This window comes from Staphylococcus sp. GDX8P80P, assembly GCF_017893095.1.
Taxonomy (GTDB): domain Bacteria; phylum Bacillota; class Bacilli; order Staphylococcales; family Staphylococcaceae; genus Staphylococcus; species Staphylococcus borealis.
Window position 1 is genome coordinate 1 of sequence record NZ_JAESMI010000037.1, and the last position, 26,264, is coordinate 26,264.

The 26,264-nt window shown below is 31.6% G+C and carries 29 protein-coding genes and 1 pseudogene; 22 read left to right on the top strand and 8 right to left on the bottom strand.

The genetic code is table 11. From position 1 onward, the window contains the following. The 5 genes and pseudogenes from KA858_RS04660 to KA858_RS04670 form a co-directional block, all read left to right on the top strand. Nucleotides 1–682 (top strand): minor capsid protein (locus KA858_RS04660; RefSeq protein WP_245342030.1); only part of this gene is annotated, 682 nt, incomplete at its 5' end. 213 nt (nucleotides 683–895) lie between these two features. After that, nucleotides 896–1,009 (top strand): hypothetical protein, encoded by a 114-nt coding sequence (locus KA858_RS12790; protein WP_481906467.1) that lies wholly within the window; start codon nucleotides 896–898, stop codon nucleotides 1,007–1,009. A 73-nt stretch (nucleotides 1,010–1,082) separates the two neighbouring features. After that, nucleotides 1,083–1,176: pseudogene (locus KA858_RS12795) on the top strand (hypothetical protein); the annotation flags it as partial. A gap of 431 nt (nucleotides 1,177–1,607) precedes the next feature. Then, the gene (locus KA858_RS04665; protein WP_245342032.1) at nucleotides 1,608–1,787 is read left to right on the top strand and encodes a hypothetical protein; all 180 of its coding nucleotides are present in this window, start codon (nucleotides 1,608–1,610) and stop codon (nucleotides 1,785–1,787) included. Nucleotides 1,788–2,162: 375 nt separating this feature from the next. Further along, nucleotides 2,163–2,441, top strand: a complete 279-nt coding sequence (locus KA858_RS04670) for a hypothetical protein (RefSeq protein WP_210135139.1) — start codon at nucleotides 2,163–2,165, stop codon at nucleotides 2,439–2,441. A gap of 299 nt (nucleotides 2,442–2,740) precedes the next feature. Here KA858_RS04670 and KA858_RS04675 read toward each other — a convergent pair whose 3' ends face one another. After that, nucleotides 2,741–3,766 carry a threonine aldolase family protein gene (locus tag KA858_RS04675; protein WP_210135140.1) on the bottom strand — a complete coding sequence of 342 codons (1,026 nt, stop codon included), beginning with the start codon at nucleotides 3,764–3,766 and terminating at the stop codon, nucleotides 2,741–2,743. A 209-nt stretch (nucleotides 3,767–3,975) separates the two neighbouring features. On the opposite strand from KA858_RS04675, the gene KA858_RS04680 reads away from it, so the two are divergent. The 6 genes from KA858_RS04680 (at nucleotide 3,976) to KA858_RS04705 (ending at nucleotide 9,283) form a co-directional block, all read left to right on the top strand. Further along, nucleotides 3,976–4,170 (top strand): hypothetical protein, encoded by a 195-nt coding sequence (locus KA858_RS04680; RefSeq protein WP_210135141.1) that lies wholly within the window; start codon nucleotides 3,976–3,978, stop codon nucleotides 4,168–4,170. A 55-nt stretch (nucleotides 4,171–4,225) separates the two neighbouring features. After that, complete coding sequence (gene cls / locus KA858_RS04685; RefSeq protein WP_210135142.1) at nucleotides 4,226–5,707, top strand: cardiolipin synthase; 1,482 nt, start codon at nucleotides 4,226–4,228, stop codon at nucleotides 5,705–5,707. A gap of 271 nt (nucleotides 5,708–5,978) precedes the next feature. Beyond that, entirely contained in the window at nucleotides 5,979–6,845 is an 867-nt protein-coding gene (locus KA858_RS04690) for an ABC transporter ATP-binding protein (protein WP_210135143.1), read from the top strand. Nucleotides 6,846–6,848: 3 nt separating this feature from the next. Further along, nucleotides 6,849–7,586 (top strand): ABC transporter permease, encoded by a 738-nt coding sequence (locus tag KA858_RS04695; RefSeq protein ID WP_075108761.1) that lies wholly within the window; start codon nucleotides 6,849–6,851, stop codon nucleotides 7,584–7,586. Next, nucleotides 7,587–8,684, top strand: coding sequence for a sensor histidine kinase (locus KA858_RS04700; protein ID WP_210135144.1), 1,098 nt, complete (start codon nucleotides 7,587–7,589; stop codon nucleotides 8,682–8,684). Beyond that, a complete protein-coding gene (locus KA858_RS04705; RefSeq protein WP_053029378.1) occupies nucleotides 8,681–9,283 on the top strand; it encodes a response regulator transcription factor in 603 nt (200 codons plus the stop codon). Before KA858_RS04700 ends, KA858_RS04705 begins: the two co-directional genes overlap by 4 nt. 160 nt (nucleotides 9,284–9,443) lie before the next feature. On the opposite strand, the gene KA858_RS04710 is transcribed toward KA858_RS04705, so the two are convergent. Together KA858_RS04710 and KA858_RS04715 are read right to left on the bottom strand one after the other, a co-directional pair. Continuing rightward, complete coding sequence (locus KA858_RS04710) at nucleotides 9,444–9,623, bottom strand: hypothetical protein (RefSeq protein WP_193839390.1); 180 nt, start codon at nucleotides 9,621–9,623, stop codon at nucleotides 9,444–9,446. Between the two features lie 350 nt (nucleotides 9,624–9,973). Beyond that, nucleotides 9,974–10,165, bottom strand: coding sequence for a hypothetical protein (locus KA858_RS04715; protein WP_053029380.1), 192 nt, complete (start codon nucleotides 10,163–10,165; stop codon nucleotides 9,974–9,976). 167 nt (nucleotides 10,166–10,332) lie between these two features. Here KA858_RS04715 and nucI point away from each other — a divergent pair, with 167 nt between their 5' ends. Then, nucleotides 10,333–10,872, top strand: a complete 540-nt coding sequence (gene nucI, locus KA858_RS04720) for a thermonuclease NucI (protein WP_193839389.1) — start codon at nucleotides 10,333–10,335, stop codon at nucleotides 10,870–10,872. 63 nt (nucleotides 10,873–10,935) lie between these two features. Here the strand turns inward: nucI and KA858_RS04725 are convergent, their stop codons facing one another. Then, complete coding sequence (locus KA858_RS04725) at nucleotides 10,936–11,793, bottom strand: hypothetical protein (RefSeq protein WP_210135145.1); 858 nt, start codon at nucleotides 11,791–11,793, stop codon at nucleotides 10,936–10,938. 288 nt (nucleotides 11,794–12,081) lie between these two features. Between KA858_RS04725 and KA858_RS04730 the strand changes: the two genes are divergently transcribed. Next, nucleotides 12,082–12,663 (top strand): hypothetical protein, encoded by a 582-nt coding sequence (locus KA858_RS04730; RefSeq protein WP_075108756.1) that lies wholly within the window; start codon nucleotides 12,082–12,084, stop codon nucleotides 12,661–12,663. A gap of 64 nt (nucleotides 12,664–12,727) precedes the next feature. On the opposite strand, the gene KA858_RS04735 is transcribed toward KA858_RS04730, so the two are convergent. Then, nucleotides 12,728–14,110 (bottom strand): aspartate kinase, encoded by a 1,383-nt coding sequence (locus tag KA858_RS04735; protein ID WP_053029384.1) that lies wholly within the window; start codon nucleotides 14,108–14,110, stop codon nucleotides 12,728–12,730. 198 nt (nucleotides 14,111–14,308) lie between these two features. On the opposite strand from KA858_RS04735, the gene KA858_RS04740 reads away from it, so the two are divergent. From KA858_RS04740 to KA858_RS04755, 4 genes are read left to right on the top strand one after another with little or no spacing between them, the layout of a single operon-like run. After that, nucleotides 14,309–15,586: a homoserine dehydrogenase gene (locus KA858_RS04740; RefSeq protein WP_053029385.1), complete on the top strand. Its 1,278-nt coding sequence runs from the start codon at nucleotides 14,309–14,311 to the stop codon at nucleotides 15,584–15,586. A 5-nt stretch (nucleotides 15,587–15,591) separates the two neighbouring features. Continuing rightward, nucleotides 15,592–16,653: a threonine synthase gene (thrC, locus tag KA858_RS04745; RefSeq protein ID WP_210135146.1), complete on the top strand. Its 1,062-nt coding sequence runs from the start codon at nucleotides 15,592–15,594 to the stop codon at nucleotides 16,651–16,653. A 1-nt stretch (nucleotide 16,654) separates the two neighbouring features. Next, nucleotides 16,655–17,572 (top strand): homoserine kinase, encoded by a 918-nt coding sequence (gene thrB, locus KA858_RS04750; protein WP_210135147.1) that lies wholly within the window; start codon nucleotides 16,655–16,657, stop codon nucleotides 17,570–17,572. Between the two features lie 53 nt (nucleotides 17,573–17,625). Beyond that, a complete protein-coding gene (locus KA858_RS04755; RefSeq protein WP_075108752.1) occupies nucleotides 17,626–18,429 on the top strand; it encodes a Cof-type HAD-IIB family hydrolase in 804 nt (267 codons plus the stop codon). Nucleotides 18,430–18,520: 91 nt separating this feature from the next. On the opposite strand, the gene KA858_RS04760 is transcribed toward KA858_RS04755, so the two are convergent. Then, nucleotides 18,521–18,835, bottom strand: a complete 315-nt coding sequence (locus KA858_RS04760) for a hypothetical protein (RefSeq protein WP_053029389.1) — start codon at nucleotides 18,833–18,835, stop codon at nucleotides 18,521–18,523. Nucleotides 18,836–18,983: 148 nt separating this feature from the next. Further along, nucleotides 18,984–20,435 carry an amino acid permease gene (locus tag KA858_RS04765; RefSeq protein ID WP_070855570.1) on the bottom strand — a complete coding sequence of 484 codons (1,452 nt, stop codon included), beginning with the start codon at nucleotides 20,433–20,435 and terminating at the stop codon, nucleotides 18,984–18,986. 214 nt (nucleotides 20,436–20,649) lie between these two features. On the opposite strand from KA858_RS04765, the gene KA858_RS04770 reads away from it, so the two are divergent. From KA858_RS04770 to KA858_RS04790, 5 genes are all read left to right on the top strand, one after another. Further along, the gene (locus KA858_RS04770; protein WP_053029391.1) at nucleotides 20,650–22,164 is read left to right on the top strand and encodes a catalase; all 1,515 of its coding nucleotides are present in this window, start codon (nucleotides 20,650–20,652) and stop codon (nucleotides 22,162–22,164) included. Nucleotides 22,165–22,254: 90 nt separating this feature from the next. After that, nucleotides 22,255–22,404: a 50S ribosomal protein L33 gene (gene rpmG / locus KA858_RS04775; protein WP_210135148.1), complete on the top strand. Its 150-nt coding sequence runs from the start codon at nucleotides 22,255–22,257 to the stop codon at nucleotides 22,402–22,404. Nucleotides 22,405–22,888: 484 nt separating this feature from the next. Further along, nucleotides 22,889–23,158 (top strand): 30S ribosomal protein S14, encoded by a 270-nt coding sequence (rpsN, locus tag KA858_RS04780; protein WP_210135149.1) that lies wholly within the window; start codon nucleotides 22,889–22,891, stop codon nucleotides 23,156–23,158. A gap of 146 nt (nucleotides 23,159–23,304) precedes the next feature. Next, nucleotides 23,305–24,282: a GMP reductase gene (guaC, locus tag KA858_RS04785; RefSeq protein WP_210135150.1), complete on the top strand. Its 978-nt coding sequence runs from the start codon at nucleotides 23,305–23,307 to the stop codon at nucleotides 24,280–24,282. A gap of 14 nt (nucleotides 24,283–24,296) precedes the next feature. Next, complete coding sequence (locus KA858_RS04790; protein WP_210135151.1) at nucleotides 24,297–25,322, top strand: CAP domain-containing protein; 1,026 nt, start codon at nucleotides 24,297–24,299, stop codon at nucleotides 25,320–25,322. Nucleotides 25,323–25,551: 229 nt separating this feature from the next. On the opposite strand, the gene lexA is transcribed toward KA858_RS04790, so the two are convergent. Then, nucleotides 25,552–26,175 (bottom strand): transcriptional repressor LexA, encoded by a 624-nt coding sequence (lexA, locus tag KA858_RS04795; RefSeq protein WP_053029396.1) that lies wholly within the window; start codon nucleotides 26,173–26,175, stop codon nucleotides 25,552–25,554. Nucleotides 26,176–26,264: the final 89 nt, after the last annotated feature.

The following is a 26,264-nucleotide window of genomic DNA, read 5'->3' on the forward strand; positions in this document are numbered from 1 at the left end:
AAATTCCACTACTTATAATGCTAGTAGATTGTTAGTTACTGAATCAGCAAGAGTACAAGCAGAGTCGCAAAAACTAACCTATTTAAAAGAAGTAGGTGAAGAAGGAGAGTACAAATATGTAGCCAAAATAGACAAGAAAACATCTGAAATTTGTCACTCATTAAATGGTAAAGTATTTAAAGTTAAAGATATGATACCTGGTATTAATGCTCCACCAATGCACCCTTGGTGCAGAAGTACTACAGTACCGCATGTGGGAAACTGGCGGGATAAATTCTTTACTGAACGTAAAGGTAAGTATCAGACAAAACAAAAACAAAGAAAAAATGAACTTAAACAAGCTAAAATATTAGGTAAGAAAATTAATATTACTGATCAAGCAATTGATAAAGTAAGATATATTGATATTCCCACACATACAACAGAAGAAAATAAATTTATACAAGAACAACATAAAGCACTTCTCAAAGATGCCAAAGAAAACAATGATAGCAATGAAGTTGCATATTTATTAAAAGATGGCAAAGTTATAAAAGTATATGGAAATCAAGATAGTGTTTCATTTGAACCAGGAAGTAAGGCGAATAATTTATTAATAAACAGTAAAGAAAATTCTATAACTATGCTACACAAGCATCCTGGGCAATCTAGTTTTTCTGCATATGATATATACATTTTTTAAGCATCAATCAATAAAAACGATTACAATTGTCACTAATAGAGGACAAATTAAATTTATAACTAAAACAGATAATATTAATGATATAGAGGTTAGAAAGTTATGTGCTAAATATTTTTCTAATCTTAATGTATATACTGAAAATCACATTGAAAATTTGCTGAAGCAAATTTATAATATGAATATGATTAAATTTAAAGTGAGATGATTTTAATAATGTTACCTTCAAAGTTAGATGGAAAAGTATCTGCAAAAGAATTAAGTGAATCTTTTAAGGAATTAGCAAAAGAATTAGAAGCTAAAACTAAAAATCAAAAATCTAAAGAGTAGCATCCTTTCTACCCATATAAATAGAAAGTGGTGCTATTTTTATACACTTTTTTAACCTTCTACGGAAGGTTATTTTTTATGTCCAAAACGTGCTGATGACGTTATAAAAGCAAGTATGGAATGAAAAGTCGACAGACTATAAACGGAGGTATATCTCATGGAAAACAACCAAAGTAATATTACTGAAGAAACAAAAAGCAATGAGAATTTAGAAACACCTAATGAACAATCGCACTAGCTAAAGAAAGAAGAAAATCTGATGCAGTCTGGGACATAAATAATATAATAATGCTATCTAGCAAATTCGCAGTAGCTGACTGAACTGAGAAGGCGCTTAAATCAGACTTTTCTCAGTTCTAGCCATCCTTGCGGGGGTGGGCGGGGCCCCAACACAAAAAATCACGAAAGTGATTTTACAAGCTAAGCAAGTTGGGGTCGGGGCCCCAGCAAAGAGAATTTCATCAAGAAATTCTACAAGCAAAGCAAGCTGGGAGTGGACGACGTATTTAAAAGAATTCTGTCCCACTCCCATTCAAGAAGCTGAAAAACTGGGAAAGATGAATAAAAACCAAAAAAGCTAATATGAGATAGAAAACTTTTGAAAGAGAATGAAGCATTAAAAGCTGAAAAGGCATTATCTCAAATGAGAAATGAAACGCGTTCAATGCTTAGCGAATCAGGTGTAAAAAACTTTGATGATCAAACCATAGACATTGTAGAAAACACTAATTTAATTGCTGAACTAAAATACGCTTCAATATCTTGCGATAAAACTTAAATTTACACTTGTGTGTTATATTATAAAATTAATATAATATAATTAAATAAAAAAGTTGGTCTAAAAATATGAGAACTATCGACTCAAGTAAGACATATGAAATAGTTAATAATTTATAAGGAGACGAATTTTATGAGTAGAGATTTGAGAAGAAAGTTAACTTTTTATATTAATGTAGTTACTTTATTGTTAGCTATGGTTAATTTTTTTAAGAAATAAAAGGAGTGTTTAACAACATGAAATTCAACAGGGAGCAAATATTTCTATATTTAACTATAGGTATATTTATATTAGTATTACTGACTTTAATAACCAGCTTAATAAATTAAATTTAAAACCATAATTATTAATTTAGAATAGATGGAGTGAGAAAGTATGAGAAATATAACAATCCATATTGACGAAGATTTTATGCATAAATTGATTGAAGAGAAACTAGATAATATATTGCAAAATTGTAAGAGACAATATGCTTCAGTAGGTATTAAAAATTTAGTAACTTTGACTGGATTAAGTAAATCAAGGCTTCAAAATAAAATAGTCTGTGAACCTAAAATTGACGAAGTAACTCGTTGGGTTGGATCTAGAATAATTTATCTTTATCCACAAGTGCTTGAAGCTTATCAAAAAGTTATTAATAGAATAGGCGTATGATAAAGGGCAGTACTTTAAACTATAGGTGACTAATATAATAAAACAAAGTATAATATTGTATTATACTACTTAAAATTCAATATTAACGTGGTAGTGAATGTGATTAACTTGATTGCTTAAACTTTTATAAGGAGAATAAAAAAGTGGAATTTAATATTAAAGTCACTATAGAAAAACGAGAACCATCTAAAAAAGAAAAAGTTATAGCACTCTTTGGATTAATTTTAATTATAGCCGGTATTTATTTTAAATTTCATTAAAAACAGGATTTCCTTTTAGGAAGTCCTGTTTTTCAGATATCAAATTAACTCTAATAACTTATCTACATTTTCTTCGGTAGTGGCCCAACTTGTCGCAAATCGTACGACACGATGATTATCGTCATGTTTCTCCCAAATCGCGAACTTTACTTTTTGTTTCAATTCTTTAATCTTTTCTTCACTAAGTACAAAAAATTGTTGATTGGTAGGTGAATCGAAGTAAAGTTGATAGCCTTTTTCAAGGAATCCTTTTTTCATTTTATTAGCCATATTAATAGCATGACGGCTAATATCTAAGTATAAATTATTAGTGAATAATTCTAGAAATTGTACGCCTACTAAGCGACCTTTAGCAAGTAATGCACCATGTTGTTTGATACGAGTGGTAAAGTGTTTTGGCTCATTATTTTTAGTAAATACGATGGCTTCACCACATAGCGCACCTATTTTAGTACCACCTATATAAAAGATGTCGCAATATTTAGCAATATCTTCAAATTTTAAATCACTTTGATCACTCATTAAACCATAGCCTAAACGCGCACCATCCATAAATAAAGGTACATTATGTTCTTTACACACGTCAGCAAGATTCTTCAATTCTTCTTTACTATATAAAGTACCGTATTCTGTAGGGTGTGAAATATAAACCATTCCCGGAAAGACCATGTGTTCGCGTTTGAAATCATTGTAAAATGTATCTAAATATTCATTCACTTCTTTTGATCTAATTTTACCTTCGTGAGATGGTATCGCTAACACTTTATGACCACTAAATTCAATCGCACCACCTTCGTGTACAGCGACATGACCTGTATCCGCTGAAATTACACCTTCATATGGCTCTAATACTGAATTAATCACAACTTGATTGGTTTGCGTTCCGCCAACTAAGAATCGTACAGTCGCTTCTGGACACTTAATGGCTGATTTAATTTTTTCTGCTGCTTGCTTTGAAAATTGATCATCACCATAACCAGAGGCCTGGATTAAATTGGTATCAAGTAATCGTTGTAATACGTTTTCATGTGCACCTTCAAGGTAGTCATTTTCAAAAGAAATCATATAATACCCCACAATCTAAATAGTTTAATTATTCTGAAAATTTAATAGAATGACTTTAGTATACAATAATTTAGCACTTATGTGAATTTAATATTTTAAATATAAAATTGTAAGCGTTTTAATTAAAAAGGTGAAGTGTAAATTTATTTGCGATTTAAATGTAAAAAGACTATGATTTAAACAAATAAGTTGAAATGGAGTGTTATAAAATGAGCAAAATCAAATTTAAAAAAATTCAAGAAAAAACTCTGGATGAGCTAGAAAAAGAGATTAATGTATATCTTGAAAGTGATGAAGGTAGCCAATATGAAGTTATGAATATTTCGATTGATAAAGTAGAAGAACGTAAATTCCCCAATAATGAAGAAGTACTTAACGCAATTATAATATTAAATGCCAAGTAATATATTGATTGAATAGATAAATCCAAATTATAAAATTAAATAGGAGTATTATTTTATGAAATTTATGTTCGGCCCAGATTTGGGGACGTTTTTTACGATTATATTAGCACTAGGATTTGTGATAAATCTAATATTAGCGTTTATTATTATTTTTTTAGAAAGAAATAGACGTAGTGCATCATCAACATGGGCATGGCTCTTTGTATTATTTGTTTTACCATTAATCGGGTTTATACTCTATTTATTTTTTGGAAGAACAGTTTCAAAAAGGAAAACGGAGAAAAATAATGGTAAAGAATTGGATACATTTAAAGGTGTAGTAGATGAACAAGTTAAACAATTTGATGCATATCGTTATCAAACTCATAATCAGCAAGTAACGAAACATAGGGATCTTATTAGAATGTTATTAAACAAGCAAGATGCATTTCTAACAGAAGATAATCATATTGATTTATTTACGGATGGCCACAAGCTTTACGACAAAGTGATTGAAGATATTTATAATGCGAAAGACTACATTCATTTAGAATATTATACATTTGAACTTGATGGCTTAGGTCATCGTATAATAGATGCATTAGAAACAAAACTTAAAGAAGGTTTGGAAGTTAAAATATTATATGATGATGTGGGTTCTAAGAAAGTAAGAATGTCAAAATTTCATCATTTCCAATCACTAGGTGGCGAAGTTGAAGCCTTTTTTGCCTCTAAGTTCCCACTTGTCAATTTTAGAATGAATAACCGGAATCATAGAAAGATTATAATTATTGATGGACAAGTAGGATACATCGGAGGATTTAATATTGGTGATGATTATTTAGGACTTGGTAAGTTAGGGTACTGGAGAGATACGCATATTCGTGTTGAAGGTAATGCCATCGATGCATTACAAATACGTTTTATTTTAGATTGGAATTCACAAGCACATCGTCCACAATTTGAATATGATGAGAAATATTTCCCTGAAAAGAATCAGCATAAAGGTAAATCAGCTATACAAATTGCTTCAAGTGGACCTGCTTTTGAGTTACATCAAATAGAGTACGGCTATACTAAAATGATTATGAGCGCCAAAAAATCTATTTATATGCAAAGTCCTTACTTTATTCCAGATCAATCCTATATCAATGCACTGAAAATGGCGGCGAATGCTGGCGTAGATGTACATTTAATGATTCCATGTAAACCAGATCATCCATTCGTATATTGGGCGACGTTTTCAAATGCTGCTGAACTATTAAATAGTGGTGTGAAAATTTATACGTATCAAAATGGTTTTATCCACTCTAAAGTTATGATAATTGATGATGAAATATGCAGTGTTGGTTCCGCTAACATGGACTATCGTAGTTTCGCATTAAATTTTGAAGTGAATGCATTTATCTATGATGAAAATATCGCCAAACAAATTAGAAATGCTTATGAAGAAGATATTAAAAAATCTAAATTATTAACATTAGACGCATATAATAAACGTCCACTTTCAATTAAAATAAAAGAAGATATAGCAAAATTAGTATCACCAATTTTATAGTATTCAGAATAAGAACATACACAAACTAATCTAATAAGATTACTTGTCGGTTATTGCCGGTTAAATGGAGAAGGCATTTTGTTTCTCTATTAAATCTAATGGATTAACCTATTTATGAGATTAAGCGACACTGAGTTGCTTAATCTTTTTTGCTATTTTGTCATCATTTTACTATGACAAATGTCATAGTAAAGTCATGACATTATGAACTAATTTCAGCTTCGATAAAAGAATAAGATAGATGTATAAATGATAAGGATGTGAGTTCGTAATGATAAATATCAACCAATTGAATAAATCGTTTGGCCTGAAGACTATATTAGATAACATTACTTTAAATATCGAAGAAGGAAAATGTACAGCTTTAATCGGAAAAAATGGCGCAGGCAAGTCAACATTAATTGATATACTAATTGGTCATAAACATGCGAATAGTGGATCTATTGAGGATACATCAAATCTAATTTCGTCGAAGAATATGGGGATATTATTTCAAACTACACATTTGCCTAAGCTCATTAAAGTGAAAGAGTTATATCATTTATATGCACAATTATACCCAAATCCCATGACATTTGAAACGTTTCAAAGATTAACGCATTTTACGGATGTCCAAATGAATCAATATGCTAATAAATTATCAGGAGGGCAAAGAAGAATATTAGATTTTGTACTCATTTTAATAGGAAAGCCTCAATTCTTAATATTAGATGAACCAACCACTTCAATGGATATTGAAACGAGGGAACATTTTTGGAATTTGATTAGTTATCTCAAACAAGATGGAATGACCATATTGTATACGTCTCATTATATTGAAGAAGTCGAAAGGATGGCTGACAAAGTTGTGTATATAGAGCACGGTAAGGTTAAACTTAATGATACACCGCAAAATATCTTGTTTAGTCAAAATAATTCTATTATTGAAGTCATGAAATATACAGAAGACCAATATCATCAACTTTCAGAAATATACCATATAGATATTATGAATAATAATTTAAAAATACATTCAGAAAATGTTGAGTCAGTCATTATGAACTTAATTAAAATCCAAATAGATTTAAACCAAATTACAATTTATAAGAAATCTTTACTGGACCATATGTTTTCAAATGAAGAAAGTGTGGTTCAATAGCTTATGTTAAAGACAATGACTTTACTCAATTTTGAATATAAATTATTGTTGCGACGTAAATTTTCGTCATTTATGGCATTTGTTTTTCCGCTTGCGTTCTACTTACTATTTACATCTTTAATTGATATGCCAGAAGATGCAAAAAAAGTTTTTTATAAAGAATATATGTATAGTATGACTGTATTTAGTTTAATGGGCTTCTGTTTAATGCAATTTCCATTAGAAATTATAGATGAAAGGAATAATGGATGGTATAAAAAAATAATATCTACACCCATCACTGCACTAAATTATTATTTAGCTAAAATACTTAAAACAATGACTTTATTTTTTATTTCAATTGTACTTTTATATAGTGTGGCCCATTTCTATAAAGGTGTATCACTTAAACCAAGTGAATGGATCTTATCTGGTGTAACACTATGGTTAGGTGCTAGCATGTTTCTAACTTTAGGTTTAATTATTACGCAATTTAATGAAACACAGAAAGCGAGTAGTATAGCAAATTTACTTAATATTGTTTTAGCGATTATTGGCGGTTTATGGTTCCCAGTAAGTACGTTTCCAGATTGGATGCAAACCATTACTAAGTTAACACCAACGTATCATTTACGTCATTTGGCACTTGAACTAGGTAAAGGTCATGGCTTTAATCTTCAATCGTTCCTTATTTTAGGTATTTATAGCATTATTTTTTTAGGTATTGCATTATTAATTAATAAGAAGAAAGAGGTGGATTAAATGAAACGTAGTTTAGGCGCTAAAATGGGAGAAATTTCATCTTTAATTTACTTAATATTTCCTTATTATGGTTTATATTTAACGTGGAGACATGAAAGCTTTTTCATTAATCTTTGTATAGTCATCATTTTTACGATTGCATATGCAGGGTTAATTCTATTTCATGAAACATTGAGCCGCCGAATGAACTTAATTTTATTCATTATTCACTTTTTAGCGATAATCTATTTTGTATATGCATACAATCCGTCATTGAGCTTATTTTTCTTCTTCAGTGCTTTTGCAATACCATTTTTATTTAAAAAAGGGGTTAAATCAATCGAATTTGTTTTATTAATAAGTTCAATGATTGCTTGTATCATCATCACAACTTTACATTCCAATCACTTATATGTTGTGAGTATTATTATATATTATATTGTCATTTTAGCGATATTGTTTGGTAATTTTAAAATTGTGAAAGAAAGACAATATCGCCAACAAATTGAGGAAAAGAATAAATATATTAATATTTTAATTGCTGAGCAAGAACGCAACAGAATCGGTCAAGATTTGCATGATACATTAGGTCATGTATTTGCAAGTTTAAGTGTGAAATCAGAGTTAGCAGCGAAACTGATTGATAAAGATCCTCAAGCCGCTAAGAAAGAAATTTTAAATATAAATGAAATGTCGAAAGAAACATTGGAGAAAGTAAGGCACATTATCGAAAATTTAAAAGTACAAAGTTTTGAAGAGGAAATTCAATCAATAGCGCAAATATTACAGGATACGAATATTCACTTTCATTTTGAAAATAAAAGAGGCGCGAGTTCTCTTAATCCAACTAAACAAACCATATTATCTATGATACTTAGAGAAGCAGTTAACAATGTGATTAAGCATGCACAAGCCACTGAAATTAACGGGAAAATAGAAAGTAATGACATAGGTATTCAATTCACCATCAGTGATAATGGTATAGGTTTGAAACAACCTAATAAAGTGAATTTAAAAAGTATTAATGATAGGGTAGCGTTATTAAACGGTACTATTCATATCACTTCTAAACAGGGTACGACCATCGATATAATGATTCCGAGAGAAGGTATACAATGATTTCAATCGTGATTGCAGAAGATCAAAATATGTTACGTAAAGCAATGATACAATTAATTGAATTTCATGATGATTTAAAAGTAATCAATGATTTTGATAATGGTGTTGATGCATTGGAATGCATTACGCATAATCAGCCCGACATCGCTATTCTCGATATTGAAATACCAGGGATGACAGGCTTAGAGGTATTGTCGCAATTAAGAGAACACAAAGTTAAAACAAAGGTAATTATTGTTACGACTTTCAAAAGGCCTGGTTATTTCGAAAGAGCAGTTGCGAACGATGTCGACGCATATGTCTTAAAAGAACGCTCAGTCGACGATTTAGTTACCACCATTCACAAAGTTTTAAATGGCGAAAAAGAATATAGTACATCTTTAATGACATCTTTATTTAAAGAGGCCAATCCTCTAACGCATAAAGAGCAAGTAGTACTACGTGAGATTGGAGAAGGGTTAAGTAATAAAGAAATTGCGGATAAGCTTTATCTTTCAAATGGGACAGTAAGAAATTATATGTCTAACATTATTGATAAGCTCGAAGCGGAGAATCGTTTTGATGCTTGGAAAAAAGCGAACGATAAAGGTTGGATATAGTATTGGATTAATTTCATCAAATAGACTGCATAAAAGTGCAGAACATAAAACTGTGTTTAGGTTACTATACTTCAGTAACCGAAAACAGATGATTTTATGTTCTGCATTTTGTTTACAAATAATCGCGTACGTTGAAGTTGAGCGCGACATTTTAAATATATTACTTATTCTTTTCTTGCTTTTCTAAATTGTCGACATGAGTAGCTAATAAACGTAACACTTGCGCTACTTTATCTGGAGGGGTGTCTTTTGACAAGGTATGCTCGAATACATTGCCATTTTGTGTTTGAACTTTATATATTAGACCGTGATGATCTATAATGACGTCTATAATTTCCATAATGACACCTCGCTAATTGATTTGATGATGAGGCTTTTGTAGCTACTTAAAAATCCATCCATTTTTATAATTAATTTTATACAATTAAGGTATTTCTTATACATACCACTAATTTTAAAAATTAACCTTAAATATAAAAAAATGTGGGAGTTAGACAGAATTTAATTTTAATTCATAGTCTCGCTCCCAATTAGCTTTACTTCTAAAATGTTTTATGCGATTCATTGTTGTACCATGCTCGAAATGATAACTAAAGTTGAGAAAAACGAATATAACAACTTTCTCAATTTAATTAGCCATTTCAAATATGATACGTCACCTTAAAAATAATAGTGTTGTCATTGTTGTTATTATTTGTTTTTTCTTTTACGTACGATCGATTGAATAATATAAGCAATAAATCCTACTAACACGCCTAATAATATCGCTACTACGACAGATACAATAATAGGTAATTTATAGACGATTTGAAGAATCACCCCGACAATAATAGCTATGATAACAGCTATAACTGTCACTAAATTTTCATTTTTCTCAGACATCTATGTCACTCCTAACGCATTTATTATAGCATGGTATGACTCAACAATTCACTTATTGCGTGTAAGGTTGAGTCTAACTTTGTTCAATAAAATTAAGAAGCCATTGACGATTAATTTTAATTTATATATGATATTTATTATTGAAATTAAAAGTGTAGGTGACAACTGTGAATTCGAAAAAATCCCTTAGCATCATAGTATTAGCAGTTTTAGTAATAGGCGTTTTAGCTTTTCAATTTATTAATCATACAGGTCCATTTAAAAATAGTGGCACGCAATCTTCATCAAATTCTACTAATATGAAAGATAAAGAAAAAGTACATGTAGAACGTGTGGTAGATGGTGATACCTTTGTGGCAACTAATGAAGACGGCAAAGAAATTAAAGTTAGGCTTATTGGTGTAGATACACCAGAAACAGTAAAACCTAACACACCAGTTCAACCTTATGGTAAAGAAGCGTCAAATTATAGTAAACAACATCTAAACGGAAAAGATGTATACTTAGAATATGATAAAGAAAAAGAGGATCGTTATGGACGAACTCTGGCGTATGTGTGGTTGAATGATAACACGATGTACAACGAAGAATTAGTAAAAAAAGGATTAGCACGTGAAAAGTATTTCTCACCAAATGGCAAATATCGTCATATATTCGAACAAGGCGAACAACAAGCTAAAAAAGATAAAGTGAATTTATGGAGTTAAAAATTTAAGCGATTGACACGTGTATCTGTAAAAAGATGGAATGTCAATCGCTTGTTTAATGCATTAATTATTAAAGCTATTTACAATTTTAGTCACTTGTTCTTCAGAAAGCGGATGCTTAGATAAATCAATTGCATTTTTGATTACCGCTTCAAGAGATGACTTAGTCGAAACAGTATCCACATATTGAGCTCTTTCATCTGAACCTTCAATGATATTGACACTACCATCACTAAAGTCAACGACACCGATACTTTGTACTTTATGGTTAAAGTGATTTTCAATACCGTCTTTTAGAATTTTAGAATTAATTGCTGCCTGTTCATATGGATCATGATCATAAAATTCATAAATGACACGGTTACTTTGGATTTTTTCGATGAAAGTATAAATCTCACTTCGTGGTGAATCGAACTGACTATGATATTGTTTGCTAACATAATGACCAACAATTTGATTGACATCAGTTGTGTCGATTTGCATATCATCGTCAACTGGTGCATCAAAGTGATAAAATGTCTTTTGTTTCCAGTTTTTGACATCAATATTGATTAAACCAACATCTGAAACGACGATATAATCAAACGTTCTAGCATATTCAAAGAAAGGATGCTTAGTAGCTAAATTACTTGTCGTTATAATATCATAGAATTTTAACTTTCCTTCGTCTTTATACTTATCAAGTATGCCAGTTAAAACGTGCTTTGCGTTTCGTTTAGCATGTGAGCTTACGTCATTATTAGAACTAAGCATTTGATTTTTGAGTTCTAAATTTTCATTACTAAGCGACGCATTCTTTGTTACCATCTGATTTCTCGCGTAAACTTCTGTATCAACTCTATCTTGCATATAACGTTGATTTAAGATGAACGCTAAAATAAGAATAACGATGATAACAACCAAGATAATTGTTAATGTCATAATTCATCACCTATGTTCGAATTTTTCATTTTATATCACTCATTTATTGTAATCTTAAAGATGTGAGTGATATGAAATAACATATAAATTATATCTATTATATTTGCGTAGTTCAACAAAATATAAATTAAGTTAAATTGTTAAATTAATAAAAATAATCTAATTATTAGTCATATCAATCATTTTTTTAACATCATTTTTAATAATACTTCACAATTCGTAAATTGAAAACTCAAATCAGTATATGTATAATTAGTATATGAAAGCGTTTCCTTTGGAGGTAGTAATATGGAACATCAACAACATGTAGAAGAGCTAGTTAAAATATTAAAAAATAAATGTCGTACTTCATTCAAATTTCACGGGGAAGTCGCAATGCAGTTATTTTTAAGTGATAATTTTATTCTACCTTCTAGAGTCGACATTTGTGTAGAGCGCAAGCAACTCGTCGAAGTACTAAAAGTAATTCCTTCCACATATCAATTAAATTATTATGATAAAAATAATGCGTTAATGGATCGTAATCAACTAAGTGTGCCAGAAATAGCGCACATAGATATTACGTTTAACCAACAATTGTTAATAAATATCTTCATTTATGATGTGGTGAATGAAGAATGGATATTTAGACTTGATAATAATATTCGTATTCCTATGAATAGCATATACTTTCATTCATTGACGTGGGGCGTAGATTATATTAAGCCAGAAATTGTATTAATGTATGATTTATTAGATAACCAAAACTATCATCAATTACCTAACTACAAAATGGTTTTAGACTCTTTAAGCTATTATCAATTTGTAATTTTGAAAGTAGTTGTGGGTGAGCAACGTATAAAAGAAGCTTTAGCCAATAATCATTCATAAAAAACATCTAATATTTAAGTAAAATGTAAAGGAACATGATTACTTAAATACTAGATGTTTTTAATTATGCTCGCTTATTTAAGTTTTTTAAACAAACGCCATGATAACAATATTCATATGTAGACAAAACAGCTTTATCTGCATCTTCAATTGAAATACCAAACATCATTGAAATTTCTGATGACCCTTGGTTTATCATTTTTAAATTGATATTGGATTCTGCTAAAGCATGCGTGATCGTGTTCGCTGTGCCAATCGCTTTATTCATACCTTCGCCAACAATCATTAGTATGGCTAGATCATGCTCGATACTTAATTCATCGACATCACAACGTTTACGAATCGCATTGAGTACATCTTTCTCTTTACCTTTTAATTGATGTGTACGGAGAATGATACTGATGCTGTCAATCCCTGAAGGCATATGGTCGAATGAAATATTATAGTCTTCTAATATTTCAAGTACCTTACGAGTGAAGCCAACTTGTCTGTTCATTAAATATTTTTTAATGTTAATTACAGTAAATCCTTTATCACAACTAATACCAATAATGACATTTTTATCACTTACATCTCTATCATGACGAATAAATGTTCCTTTATCTTGAGGGCGATTGGTATTTTTAATAACCACTGGAATTCTATGTTTATAAAGTGGTTGCAAGGCTTCATCATGGAAGACGCTAAATCCCGCATAAGACAATTCACGCATTTCACGATAGGTAATCTCTTCAATAAGATCGGGGTTTTGAATAATATTTGGATTCGCTTTGAAAATACCTGATACATCAGTGAAGTTCTCGTAAAGAGATGCTCTAATTCCTCTAGCAATAATTGCACCCGTAATGTCAGAACCACCTCTAGGGAAGGTAACAACGTAGTTATTCTTTGATACACCAAAGAATCCAGGGATAATAATTTTGCCTTCAATATCTCTTAATTTACTTATCTGTTCATATGCTTCTTCTAAAATTTGTGCTTGCTGTGGTAAATCTGTTACTAGAATACCTGCATCTTTAGGTGAAAGATAAGTCGTTTTAAAGCCTTGTGAATCATTATATGAGGCAATTAATTGTGCATTAAAATTTTCGCCACAAGATAGAAGTGCATCATACAATCTTAAAGGTTCTTCTTTTAAAGTTGAAATAATTTCTTCTAATGTCTCGTCAATCACAGTTAATAACGACGTATCCATATCCAATTCTTGTAAGATATCAGCATATCGTTGAATAATTTCTTTCTTTTTATCCTGATAATTAAGGTTATTTAGTACTTTTTCGTATAATCGAACAAGAAGATCTGTCGTTTTAACATCATCTTTGTGTCGCTTTCCTGGTGCAGATACAATGATAATTTTACGTTCTGGGTCACTATTTACGATATCTAGGACTTTTTTAATTTGTGTTGCATTTGAAACTGAACTACCGCCGAATTTTGCCACTTTCATATACCTAATCAACCTTTCTAAAAAATCAGAAAATTCTATTTAATTTTCTGATATCACGTGATAATATATAGCTAAGTATTTACATTTTATGCTAAAAAGTCCTATCAATTTAATATGGTTTAATAGTATACTAAAACAAAGTATATTTCAACAAGACAATTGTATTTCTCAATTATACAAATGGGGGAAGATAAAAATATGAAAGAATTAAATATTGCTTTACTTGGTCTAGGGACAGTTGGATCAGGCGTAGTTAAAATAATTGAAGAAAATCGACAACAAATCATTGATACGTTAAACAAAGATATTGTTATTAAACATATTTTAGTACGTGATAAAACTAAGAAAAGACCTATTAATATTAGCCGATATCATTTAACTGAAGATGTTAATGAAATTTTAAATGATGATTCCATTGATATTGTCATTGAAGTTATGGGTGGTATCGAGCCGACTGTAGATTGGTTGAGAGATGCGTTAAAGAGCGGGAAACATGTCATCACTGCAAATAAAGATTTATTAGCAGTACATTTAAAATTATTAGAAGATTTAGCAGAAGAGAAAGGACTTGCGTTGAAGTTTGAAGCGAGTGTTGCTGGCGGTATTCCTATTGTAAATGCAATTAATAATGGATTGAATGCGAATAATATTTCTAAGTTTATGGGAATACTCAATGGTACTTCTAACTTCATTCTTTCTAAAATGACGCGCGAACAAACAACGTTTGAAGAAGCACTTGATGAAGCACAACGATTAGGATTTGCTGAAGCAGACCCAACTGATGATGTAGAAGGCATTGACGCAGCGCGCAAAGTTGTTATTACGTCTTATTTATCGTTTAACCAAGTTATTAAATTAAATGATGTTAAGGTTCGAGGTATCAGCCAAACAACGCTATCTGATATCAATGTAGCTGATAAATTAGGCTATAAAATCAAACTAATTGGTAAGGGAACTTATCAAAATAGTAAAGTGAACGCATCAGTTGAACCAACATTAATACATAAATCCCACCAACTAGCTACAGTTGAAGATGAATATAATGCTATTTATGTCGTAGGAGATGCAGTAGGTGACACAATGTTCTATGGGAAAGGCGCAGGTAGCCTAGCTACTGGTAGTGCCGTTGTAAGTGACTTATTAAACGTTGCATTATTCTTTGAATCAAATACACATACATTACCGCCACACTTTGAACTGAAAACGGATGCAACACGAGAACTGATGGATACGGAAGATGTAGTATCCATTCAAGAGAAGTTAAATTATTATGTCGTTCTAAAAAGTGACTTATCAAAAGAAAAATTTGAATCATTATTGAAAGAAACGTTACCATTTCACAAATCACTACAGGTTGAACAGCGAGATGATCAATCTTATGGTGTAGTTATTGTTGGTTTAGATCAATCACCGGAAGACGTTTTAAGTAAAGCTGATTTTAATATTGAGAAAATTTATCCAGTTGAAGGGGTTTAATGTTTATGAAAAGATGGCAAGGTTTAGTAGATGAGTTTAAAGCATATTTACCAGTTAATAGCGACACACCAAAGTTAACTTTAAATGAAGGTCATACACCATTGATTCATTGTGACAATTTATCGGACATGTTAGATATTGATTTATATGTAAAATATGAAGGTGCAAATCCAACAGGTTCTTTCAAAGATAGAGGAATGGTTATGGCTGTTACTAAAGCGAAAGAACAAGGGAAGAAAGTCGTCATTTGTGCATCTACTGGTAACACTTCAGCTTCCGCAGCTGCGTATGCAGCAAGAGCTGGACTAAAAGCAATTGTGGTTATTCCAGAAGGAAAGATTGCACTTGGTAAATTGTCGCAAGCTGTAATGTACGGTGCTGAAATCGTTTCAATTGAAGGAAACTTTGATGAAGCGTTGGAAATAGTTAAGGAAATTGCTAAAAATGACGAAGAGATTGAACTAGTTAATTCTGTAAATCCTTATCGTATTGAAGGACAAAAGACAGGTGCATTTGAAATTGTTGAGCAATTAGAACAAGCACCTGACATACTTGCAATTCCAGTTGGTAATGCTGGTAACATTACTGCTTACTGGAAAGGGTTTAAAGAATATCATGAGAAAAAAGGTAGTCAATTACCGCGATTATTTGGTTTCCAAGCAGAAGGTGCTTCACCAATAGTACAAAATAAAGTGATTAAAAACCCTGAAACAATTGCTACAGCCATTCGAATTGGTAATCCAGCGAGTTGGACTAAAGCTACTAATGCGTTAGATGAGTCTAAAGGATTAATTGATAGTGTTACAGATGAAGAGATATTAGAAGCTTATCAATTAATGACATCTAAAGAAGGTGTGTTTAGTGAGCCGGCTAGTAATGCTTCAATTGCTGGATTAATTAAATTACATCGTGCAGGTCGACTACCTAAAGGTAAAAAAGTAGTGGCAATTTTAACTGGTAATGGATTAAAAGATCCTGACACTGCTATTTCGATTTTAGATAATCCGATTCAACCGCTTCCTAACGATAAATCAAGTATTATTGATTACATAAAAGGGGCTTTGTAAAATGAGCGAACAATTGCACTTAAAGATACCAGCGTCTACGGCTAATCTAGGCGTTGGTTTCGATTCCATAGGTATGGCTATAGATAAATATTTGCATCTCTATGTGGAACGAATTGAAGGGGATAATTGGGAATTTACGTATCTGAATTCTGAATTAGCGTCACTTCCTAATAATAAGGAGAATTATGTTTATAAAGTAGCGCAACAGGTTGCATCAAAATATAATGTTCAATTGCCTAGCTTAAGTATTTCAATGAGAAGTGATATTCCTTTAGCACGAGGCTTAGGATCTTCTGCATCAGCGTTAGTAGGTGCATTATATATTGCTAACTATTTTGGCAATATACAACTATCTAAATACGAACTACTTCAATTAGCAACAGAAATTGAGGGTCACCCCGATAATGTTGCACCTACAATATATGGTGGTTTGTTAGCAGGTTATTATAATCCCGAAACTAATGAAACGAACGTAGCACATATTGATGTACCAAACGTTGATATCATTTTAACTATACCTACATATGAATTAAAGACTGAGGATTCTCGTAATGTATTACCTGATCAATTTTCTCATAAGCGTGCAGTTCAAAGTAGTGCAATTAGTAACACGATGCTATGTGCATTAATTCAACATAAGTATGAACTTGCTGGAAAAATGATGTCTCAGGATGGCTTTCATGAGCCATTTCGTCAGCATTTAATACCTGAATTTAAAGAGGTTAAAGCATTGGCTCAACAATACGATGCCTATGCGACAGTGATAAGTGGTGCAGGGCCTACAATATTGACATTGAGTCGTAAAGAGAAAAGTGGGCAATTAGTCAGAGCATTGAGACAACAAGTTGCGTCATGTCATTCTGAACTAGCTACAATTAATGAAATAGGTGTTGTAGAAGAAATTGTGTATCCTTCATAAATTTTATTGTAAAATATAAAAGAGTGAAATGTCGAAAGGAGTACACTTCAGATATGAATAATTATAAAATGGTTGTCATGGATATGGACGATACATTAATTAATAGTGAAAATAAAGTAAGTCAAGAAACAAAAGATTATTTAATAGATATTCAGAACCAAGGGTATAAAGTAGTGCTAGCTTCAGGAAGACCTACTGAAGGTATGTTGCCCATTGCTAAAGAACTTCAATTAGATGTACATGATAGTTACATCATTAGTTACAATGGTGGCAAAACAATCAAAGTGTCTACAGAAGAAGTAGAAGTGAGTCAAAGTGTATCGAAGAAAAATTTTGACCTTATTGCAGATTTTTGTCGTAAACACCATTTCTTAATATTGACTTATCAAGACGGATACATCATTCATGATGGTGATCACGAATATAGAGATATTGAATCTGAACTTACGGGACTACCTATGAAGCGCGTCGAAGATATTAAAGCATATATCAAAGAAGATGTACCTAAAGCAATGGGTGTTGATTATGCTTCGAATATCTCTAAAGTACGTGACGACCTGCATGGACGTTTTAATTCGGAAATAGACGTGACAACAAGTAAACCATTCTTTTTAGAATTTATGGCTAAAGATGTTTCTAAAGGTAATGCGATAAAAGCTTTATGTGAGAAAATGAATATATCATTATCTGACGTGATTTGTTTTGGAGATAGTTTGAATGATCAATCTATGTTTGAAGTCGTTGGTTGTGCGATTGCAATGGGAAATGCCAATGAAGAACTTAAAGCGATTGCGGATAAAATAACGTTAGATAACGATTCTAATGGCATACCAGAGGCATTGAAAGAACTTTTATAGTACAAAATAAGGCATGAGAAATGAGTGCGGTGTATGTTCATCATTAAAACTATGATGAACAAGCCATGCTTATTCTCATGCCTTTTTATATTTATTTAGCAGTATGTGTCCATTCATGTTTACCTTTATAGCGCTTAACATAAGCATAAACTTGGTCCGCAGCATAATCTAAATTGGTATAGACTGTAATAGTAAACGCAGACTGATTTTCACCAAATGGCTCTGTACTAAATACATCCTTTAAATGCGTAAACAAATTCTCCATTTGGTCATGTTCAAGGCTAGGGTACTCTCTTAAAGTACGTTTTAGCAATTGACCATTTTTTTCCTCGAGAGATTGTACAACGATAACGAAACGTTCTTCACTTTTAATGACATCATCAAATAAGTTTGTTTGACCAACCATTTTGCTATTCACCTCTAAGTCATCATCTTTACTATTATTATACTAGATAACTGATTTTTCGAAAATAATCAATATATTGTAACTATAAAAAATACGAGAAACAAAAAGCGGTTAATCCACTTTTAGTTTCTCGCACTCAATGATTTAATTAATCGTTATGATAATGATGTGGTGTAATATCCATATCATTTAATTTTACAAATTTTGTTTTTCTGATTATTTTATGAGCTAAGAAAATAAGCCCTAAGATAATGATTGGCAGAATATTAACGAAGAATTTGCCTATATTACCATCAAATAAATCTCCAATAGAATTACCAAAATATAAGAAAATTAAAGTTGCAAATACTAAAATTGGTCCTAGTGGATATAAAGGTGATTTGTAAGGTAATAGTTCATTAATATCTTGACCTTGGCGTTTAATTGCCCTACGTAATCTAACTTGAGCCCACGAACTAGCTGCCCATACAATAATGACCAATGAACCTATTATATTTAATAAGCTAAACACAGCATTTGAATAGAAATTAGCAATAATGATAATTGCGACAATTAAAATGTATGTTGTTACTAATGCACGTAATGGTAGTTTAGATTTATCATTTAATTTACTTAAGAATTTAGGTGCTTGTTTCTCATCACTTAAAGAGAATAACATTCTACTTGTAGTGTAGACACCTGAATTTGTCGCTGATAATAATGATGTCAAAATAACAGCATTGATAACTGAAGCGGCAAATGCAACACCAATTCTATCAAATACAATTGTAAAAGGACTTTGTGAAACGGATTCATTCTCATTTAATAATAATGGATCTGTATATGGAATAATAGCCGCAATGACACCTATAGATAATACGTAGAATAATAAAATTCTCCAGAATACTTGTTTAACAGCTTTAGGCATTGTCTTTTGTGGATTGTCAGATTCACCAGCAGTTACTGCTACAACTTCAGTACCACCAACTGAGAAGCCGGCTACTAATAGTACGCCTAAGAAACCAGATAGACCGCCTACGAATGGAGCGTCACCTTTTGTATAATTTTCAAAACCATACGTGTGACCACCTAAAATACCGAAAATCATCAAGAAGCCAACAATGATAAATATAATAATAGTTACAACTTTTATGAGTGATAACCAAAATTCAGTTTCTCCAAAGGCTTTAACCGTAAAAATATTTAATAAAAATACAATAGTTATAAAAATTAAGCTCCAAGTAAGTGGACTAAAGAATTTGAATACGTCCCAATAATAAAGCACATTTGAAGCTACCATTACATCTACACTAGATACTAATGACCACATAATGTAATATAACCATCCCATAGTGAAGCCAAGAGAAGGGTCTACAAATCGCGTTGCGTAAGAACTGAATGATCCTGAAACAGGGTAAAAAGTTGCTAGTTCACCGATTGATGACATTAAAAAGTAAAGCATTACTCCGATTAATAAATAAGCTAAAATAGCGCCCCCAGGACCCGCTTGAGCAACAACACTACCTGTTGCTACAAAAAGCCCTGTACCAATTGCGCCACCTATAGCAATCATAGATATGTGTCTTGAGTTAAGACCACGTTTCATATTGTTATCTTCCATATGATGACTCCTAATTCTAAAATTTAAAATATACAAACCATTTTAATCCTTTTGAAGACAGTATTCAATAACTTTTGAACAATTTAGCTTAAAAATTTTAAATTTTCTGACTTTTTACAGATTATTGAAAATGTTTCAATTATAGGACTTATGGGTTTATTAATAGTAGATTCTAAATTATAATTATTATAAATAACTGAAAGGGGAATTAACTATGGCGAAAGATGATAAAAGATTGACTGGTTTGTTTGGGCACCCAGTTTCAGATAGAGAAAACAGTATGACAGCTGGTCCGCGAGGTCCTCTATTAATGCAAGATGCTTATTTCTTAGAGCAAATGTCTCACTTTGATCGTGAGGTCATTCCTGAACGTCGTATGCACGCGAAAGGTTCAGGTGCATTTGGTACCTTTACTGTTACAAATGATATTACAAAATATACAAATGCTAAAATCTTTTCAGAAGTAGGGAAACAAACAGAAATGTTTGCACGTTTCTCAACAGTAGCAGGTGAACGTGGCGCTGCCGATTTAGAAAGGGATATCCGAGGATTTGCACTAAAATTCTACACTGAAGAAGGTAACTGGGATTTAGTAGGTAACAATACACCTGTATTCTTCTTTAGAGATCCTAAATTATTTGTGAGTTTAAACCGTGCCGTTAAAAGAGATCCACGTACTAATATGAGAAGTCCACAAAATAACTGGGACTTCTGGACTGGTTTACCTGAAGCGTTACACCAAGTTACTATTTTAATGTCTGATAGAGGTATGCCAAAAGACTTCCGCCATATGCATGGTTTCGGTTCGCACACATATTCTATGTACAATGATGAAGGTGAACGTGTATGGGTTAAATATCATTTCAGAACGCAACAAGGTATCGAAAATTATACTGATGATGAAGCGGCTGAAATTGTAGGTCAAGACAGAGAATCTTCTCAACGTGACTTATATGATGCAATCGAAAACGGCGATTATCCTAAATGGAAAATGTATATCCAAGTCATGACAGAGGAACAAGCTAAAAATCACCCAGATAATCCATTTGATTTAACTAAAGTATGGTACAAAGGTGATTATCCATTAATTGAAGTCGGTGAATTTGAACTTAACAGAAACCCTGAAAACTATTTCATGGATGTAGAACAAGCAGCGTTCGCACCAACAAACATTATTCCTGGTTTAGACTTCTCACCAGATAAAATGTTACAAGGTCGACTATTCTCATACGGTGATGCACAACGTTATAGATTAGGTGTTAACCACTGGCAAATACCTGTAAACCAACCTAAAGGTGTTGGTGTTGAAAACATGTGTCCATTTAGTCGTGATGGCCAAATGAGATTCCTTGATGGTAACCAAGGTGGAGGCCCACATTACTATCCAAATAATAAAGGTGTGTATCAATCACAACCTGAATATAAAAAACCAGCATTCCCTGTAGACGGTGATGGCTACGAATATAATCAAAGACAAGACGATGACAATTACTTTGAACAACCAGGTAAATTATTCCGTTTACAATCAGATGATGCGAAAGAAAGAATCTTTACAAACACAGCAAATGCAATGGATGGTGTGAGTGAAGATGTTAAACATAGACATATCCGTCATTGCTATAAAGCTGATCCAGAATATGGTAAAGGTGTTGCCAAAGCCTTAGAAATCGATATCAATGATGTTGATTTAGAAGGTACTAACGACGAAACTTACGAAAATTTTAAATAGTACTGAAAAAATTCAATTGCGTTGAACATTGTATTATGGTAAAATTTTAAATCGTAAGTATTCCTAGTTAAACAAGAAAGGATGTTAATTATGCGCGTTAATGTAACATTAGCTTGCACAGAATGTGGCGATCGTAATTATATTACTACTAAAAACAAACGTAACAATCCTGAGCGTATTGAAATGAAAAAATATTGCTCAAGATTAAATAAATACACGCTACACCGTGAAACTAAATAATATCTTATCTTTTAAATACGACAATAAAGATAAAGTTAACAATGGGAAGTAGGGCAGAAACAATATTTTCTCAAATTTATTTCATTGTCCTCCCCAGGCTAGGTTGACTAGGTTTGAAATAGCTTGGTTTAAGCGTATTTCAAATCATCAACTATTGCCAAAATGATAATAGAGGCTGAGACATTTTATTTTGTCTCAGCCTCTTTTCTACGATTAGTCAAATACTTATAATATGGCAGTTTTATGAGGGGTCTCATTAGGCTGCTTTCTTAATTTGACGTAATAATTGATATGATAATGATCGTAAGAATACTGTCCATTTATAATAGTCATGATCATTCAAAATAAACGTTTTCTCGTTTTTAATGATCACGAATGTTTGCAATTAATTTATTAAATTGAGTTATTCGTCTTGTAAATTTAAAATCATATGTTATTATATAAAACGTAATAATTACGATTTATAAAAATAGGAGTGACTCAAATGGTAAAAAAATCTAAAATTGCTAAAGAAATGAAAAGAGAAAAATTAGTAAATCAATATTATGAATTACGTCAAGAATTAAAAGCAAAAGGAGATTATGAAGCATTACGTAAATTACCACGTGATTCTTCTCCAACACGTTTAACTCGTAGATGTAAAGTGACAGGCCGTCCAAGAGGTGTCATGAGAAAATTCGAAATGTCTAGAATCGCATTTAGAGAACATGCACATAAAGGACAAATTCCTGGTGTTAAAAAATCAAGCTGGTAAAATTCAAATCTAGTACTTTAGTCCATTTACAAGACAATTAAAACATTGTAAAGTATATAAGGGTGAGAAAATGAATGATTTTTAGTTTTGATATACTAAACGTTCGTTTTTACTTAATAAATATGATTGTATAGGGGCTAAAAAGTATGAAAATTTTTGATTATGAGGATATTCAATTAATTCCAAATAAATGTATCGTTGAAAGTCGTTCTGAATGTGATACAACTGTCCAATTCGGACCTAAAAAATTCAAGTTACCTGTAGTTCCTGCAAATATGCAGACTGTAATGAGTGAAGAATTAGCGCATTGGTTTGCCAAAAATGATTACTTTTATATAATGCATCGCTTTGATGAAGAAGCTCGTATTCCATTTATTCAAAATATGCAAAAAGAAGGTTTATTTGCTTCTATATCAGTAGGTGTTAAAGCAAATGAATTTAAATTTATTGAAGATTTAGCTGACAAACAATTGACGCCTGAGTATATTACGATTGATATCGCTCATGGACACTCAGATTCAGTTATTAAAATGATTAAGCATATTAAAAAGCATATTCCTTCATCATTTGTAATTGCTGGGAATGTAGGTACGCCAGAAGGTGTTCGAGAACTTGAAAATGCAGGCGCTGACGCCACTAAAGTTGGAATTGGGCCAGGTAGAGTTTGTATTACTAAGATTAAGACTGGTTTTGGTACTGGTGGCTGGCAATTAGCAGCCTTAAACATTTGTAGTAAAGCAGCACGTAAACCTATTATTGCTGATGGTGGTTTAAGAACACATGGTGATATAGCCAAATCAATTCGTTTTGGTGCGAGTATGGTGATGATTGGCTCTTTATTTGCTGCTCATGAAGAGTCACCAGGTGAAACAGTTGAATTAGACGGTAAACGTTATAAAGAATATTTTGGTAGTGCATCTGAATTCCAAAAAGGCGAACATAAGAATGTAGAAGGCAAAAAAATGTTTGTTGAACACAAAGGGTCATTAAAAGATACTTTGACTGAAATGCAACAAGATTTACAAAGTTCAATTTCATACGCAGGTGGAAAAGATTTAAAATCATTAACAACTGTAGATTATGTTATCGTACGAAATTCAATTTTTAATGGGGACAAAGATTAAAATTTGAGTGGCAGGTGTACATTATCAAAAAATTCTTTTTACTTTCATTGGTATTGTTATCTGTAACTTTATTAATACCATTAAAAGAAAATCAAATACTAATAAATATTCAAAATGACGTAAGAAGTAAAGTTCAACAAGTGATGAACCAAGACTCAAGTGTTAAAAACAATGCACTAAAGACACCTAAAGATCAAGACTTTGCAATCAATAATATTCAAATGAATATGTCCAAAGACAAAGTTGAGCGTCAATTAGGTCAACCTAAAAGAGTAACATCTAACGAATATGGAACGAAATGGTATACCTATTACAACAATGATTACGAAAACTTTGTTATGGTTAGCTATATTGATAATAAGGTCAATGCATTGTATAGTAATCAGAATGTCATTACTTCTAAATCTAAAGTGAAATATAACACACCTAAAGATGTCGTAAAAGAACGACTTGGTAAGCCGTTAAAAGAAATGGTTAAAGGCAGATATCGAATTGATATCAGTAGTGATGAATATGATGTTTTTCATGAGGATAATATTTATACAACTGTTTTTTATGATAAACATAATGACAATGGTGTTACCGCATTACTTCAAGTTAGTGATGCTATGGAAAAAAGATTGACTCAACACTATGGTGCACCATCCTCAACGTTAGAACAGAGTTTTGAATATCAAAATTATGATTTAGTTAATGCAGAGCGAAAACAACATGGACTGAATACATTAAGTTATGCTAAAGATGTGTCTAATACTGCGAGAAAGCATAGTGAAGATATGGTAAAACAGAATTATTTTGATCATAACAATTTAGATGGGGCATCCCCATTTGATAGATTAAAAGCTGATAATATTGACTTTAACGCTGCAGGTGAAAATTTAGCTTACGGTCAACAAAATAGTATATTTGCACATGAAGGATTAATGAATTCACTTGGTCATAGAAAAAATATATTGAATTCAAATTTTAAAACACTAGGGGTAGGCGTTGATTTTAATGATGAGCGTCAGCCATATTGGACAGAAAATTATACTGGGTAAGTGTTTTAAACCAACTTATTTAGGGTATCTTTTAGTTGATAAGGAAGTTGATATTATGACAACTAAAGATGTGAAAAAACTAGATATTCTAGACAAAGTTAAAGAAATTTTGAATAAAAAAGAAAATGAAAAGCAAAAGAACTAGCAAAGTCTACATTGTAAACTTTGCTAGTTCTTTATTTATTTCGATATATAAGAGAGAGGTAAACGTAAATTTTAAAATTTAGAACTACAATTCTCTATATAAACCAATCACTTTACCAATAACGGTTACGTTATCAAGATAAATTGGGCTCATTGTACTATTTTCAGGTTGTAATCTATAACGTGTTTTCTCTTTATAGAAACGTTTAACCGTTGCCTCATCATCTTCAGTCATAGCTACAATAATGTCTCCGTTTTCAGCAATGGTTTGACTTCTAACGATAACTTTGTCGCCGTCTAAAATGCCAGCTTCAATCATACTTTCACCAACAACATTTAAAATGAAAATGTCACTATTGTGTGTAGATGTTAAATGCTCTGGTAATGGAAAATATTCTTCAATATTTTCTACTGCAGTAATTGGAATGCCAGCAGTAACTTTACCGATTACAGGAACGTAAATTGTTTCTTCCATGTTAACTGAATCATTCGTTTGTTCGCTAACAATTTCAATCGCTCTTGGTTTAGTAGGGTCTCTTTTAATATATCCTTTTTCTTCTAGTCGTGATAAATGGCCGTGGACAGTAGAACTTGACGCTAATCCAACAGCTTCACCGATTTCTCGAACACTAGGTGGATATCCTTTCGTTTGTACTACATGTTTAATATAATCATATATTTCGCTTTGACGTTTAGTTAATTCTCTCATATATAGGCACTCCCTAGTTTTATTTAACTATAGTATAGCATTTATTTATTTAATGAACAAACATTTGTTCGTTTTTGTGTTGACTAGGA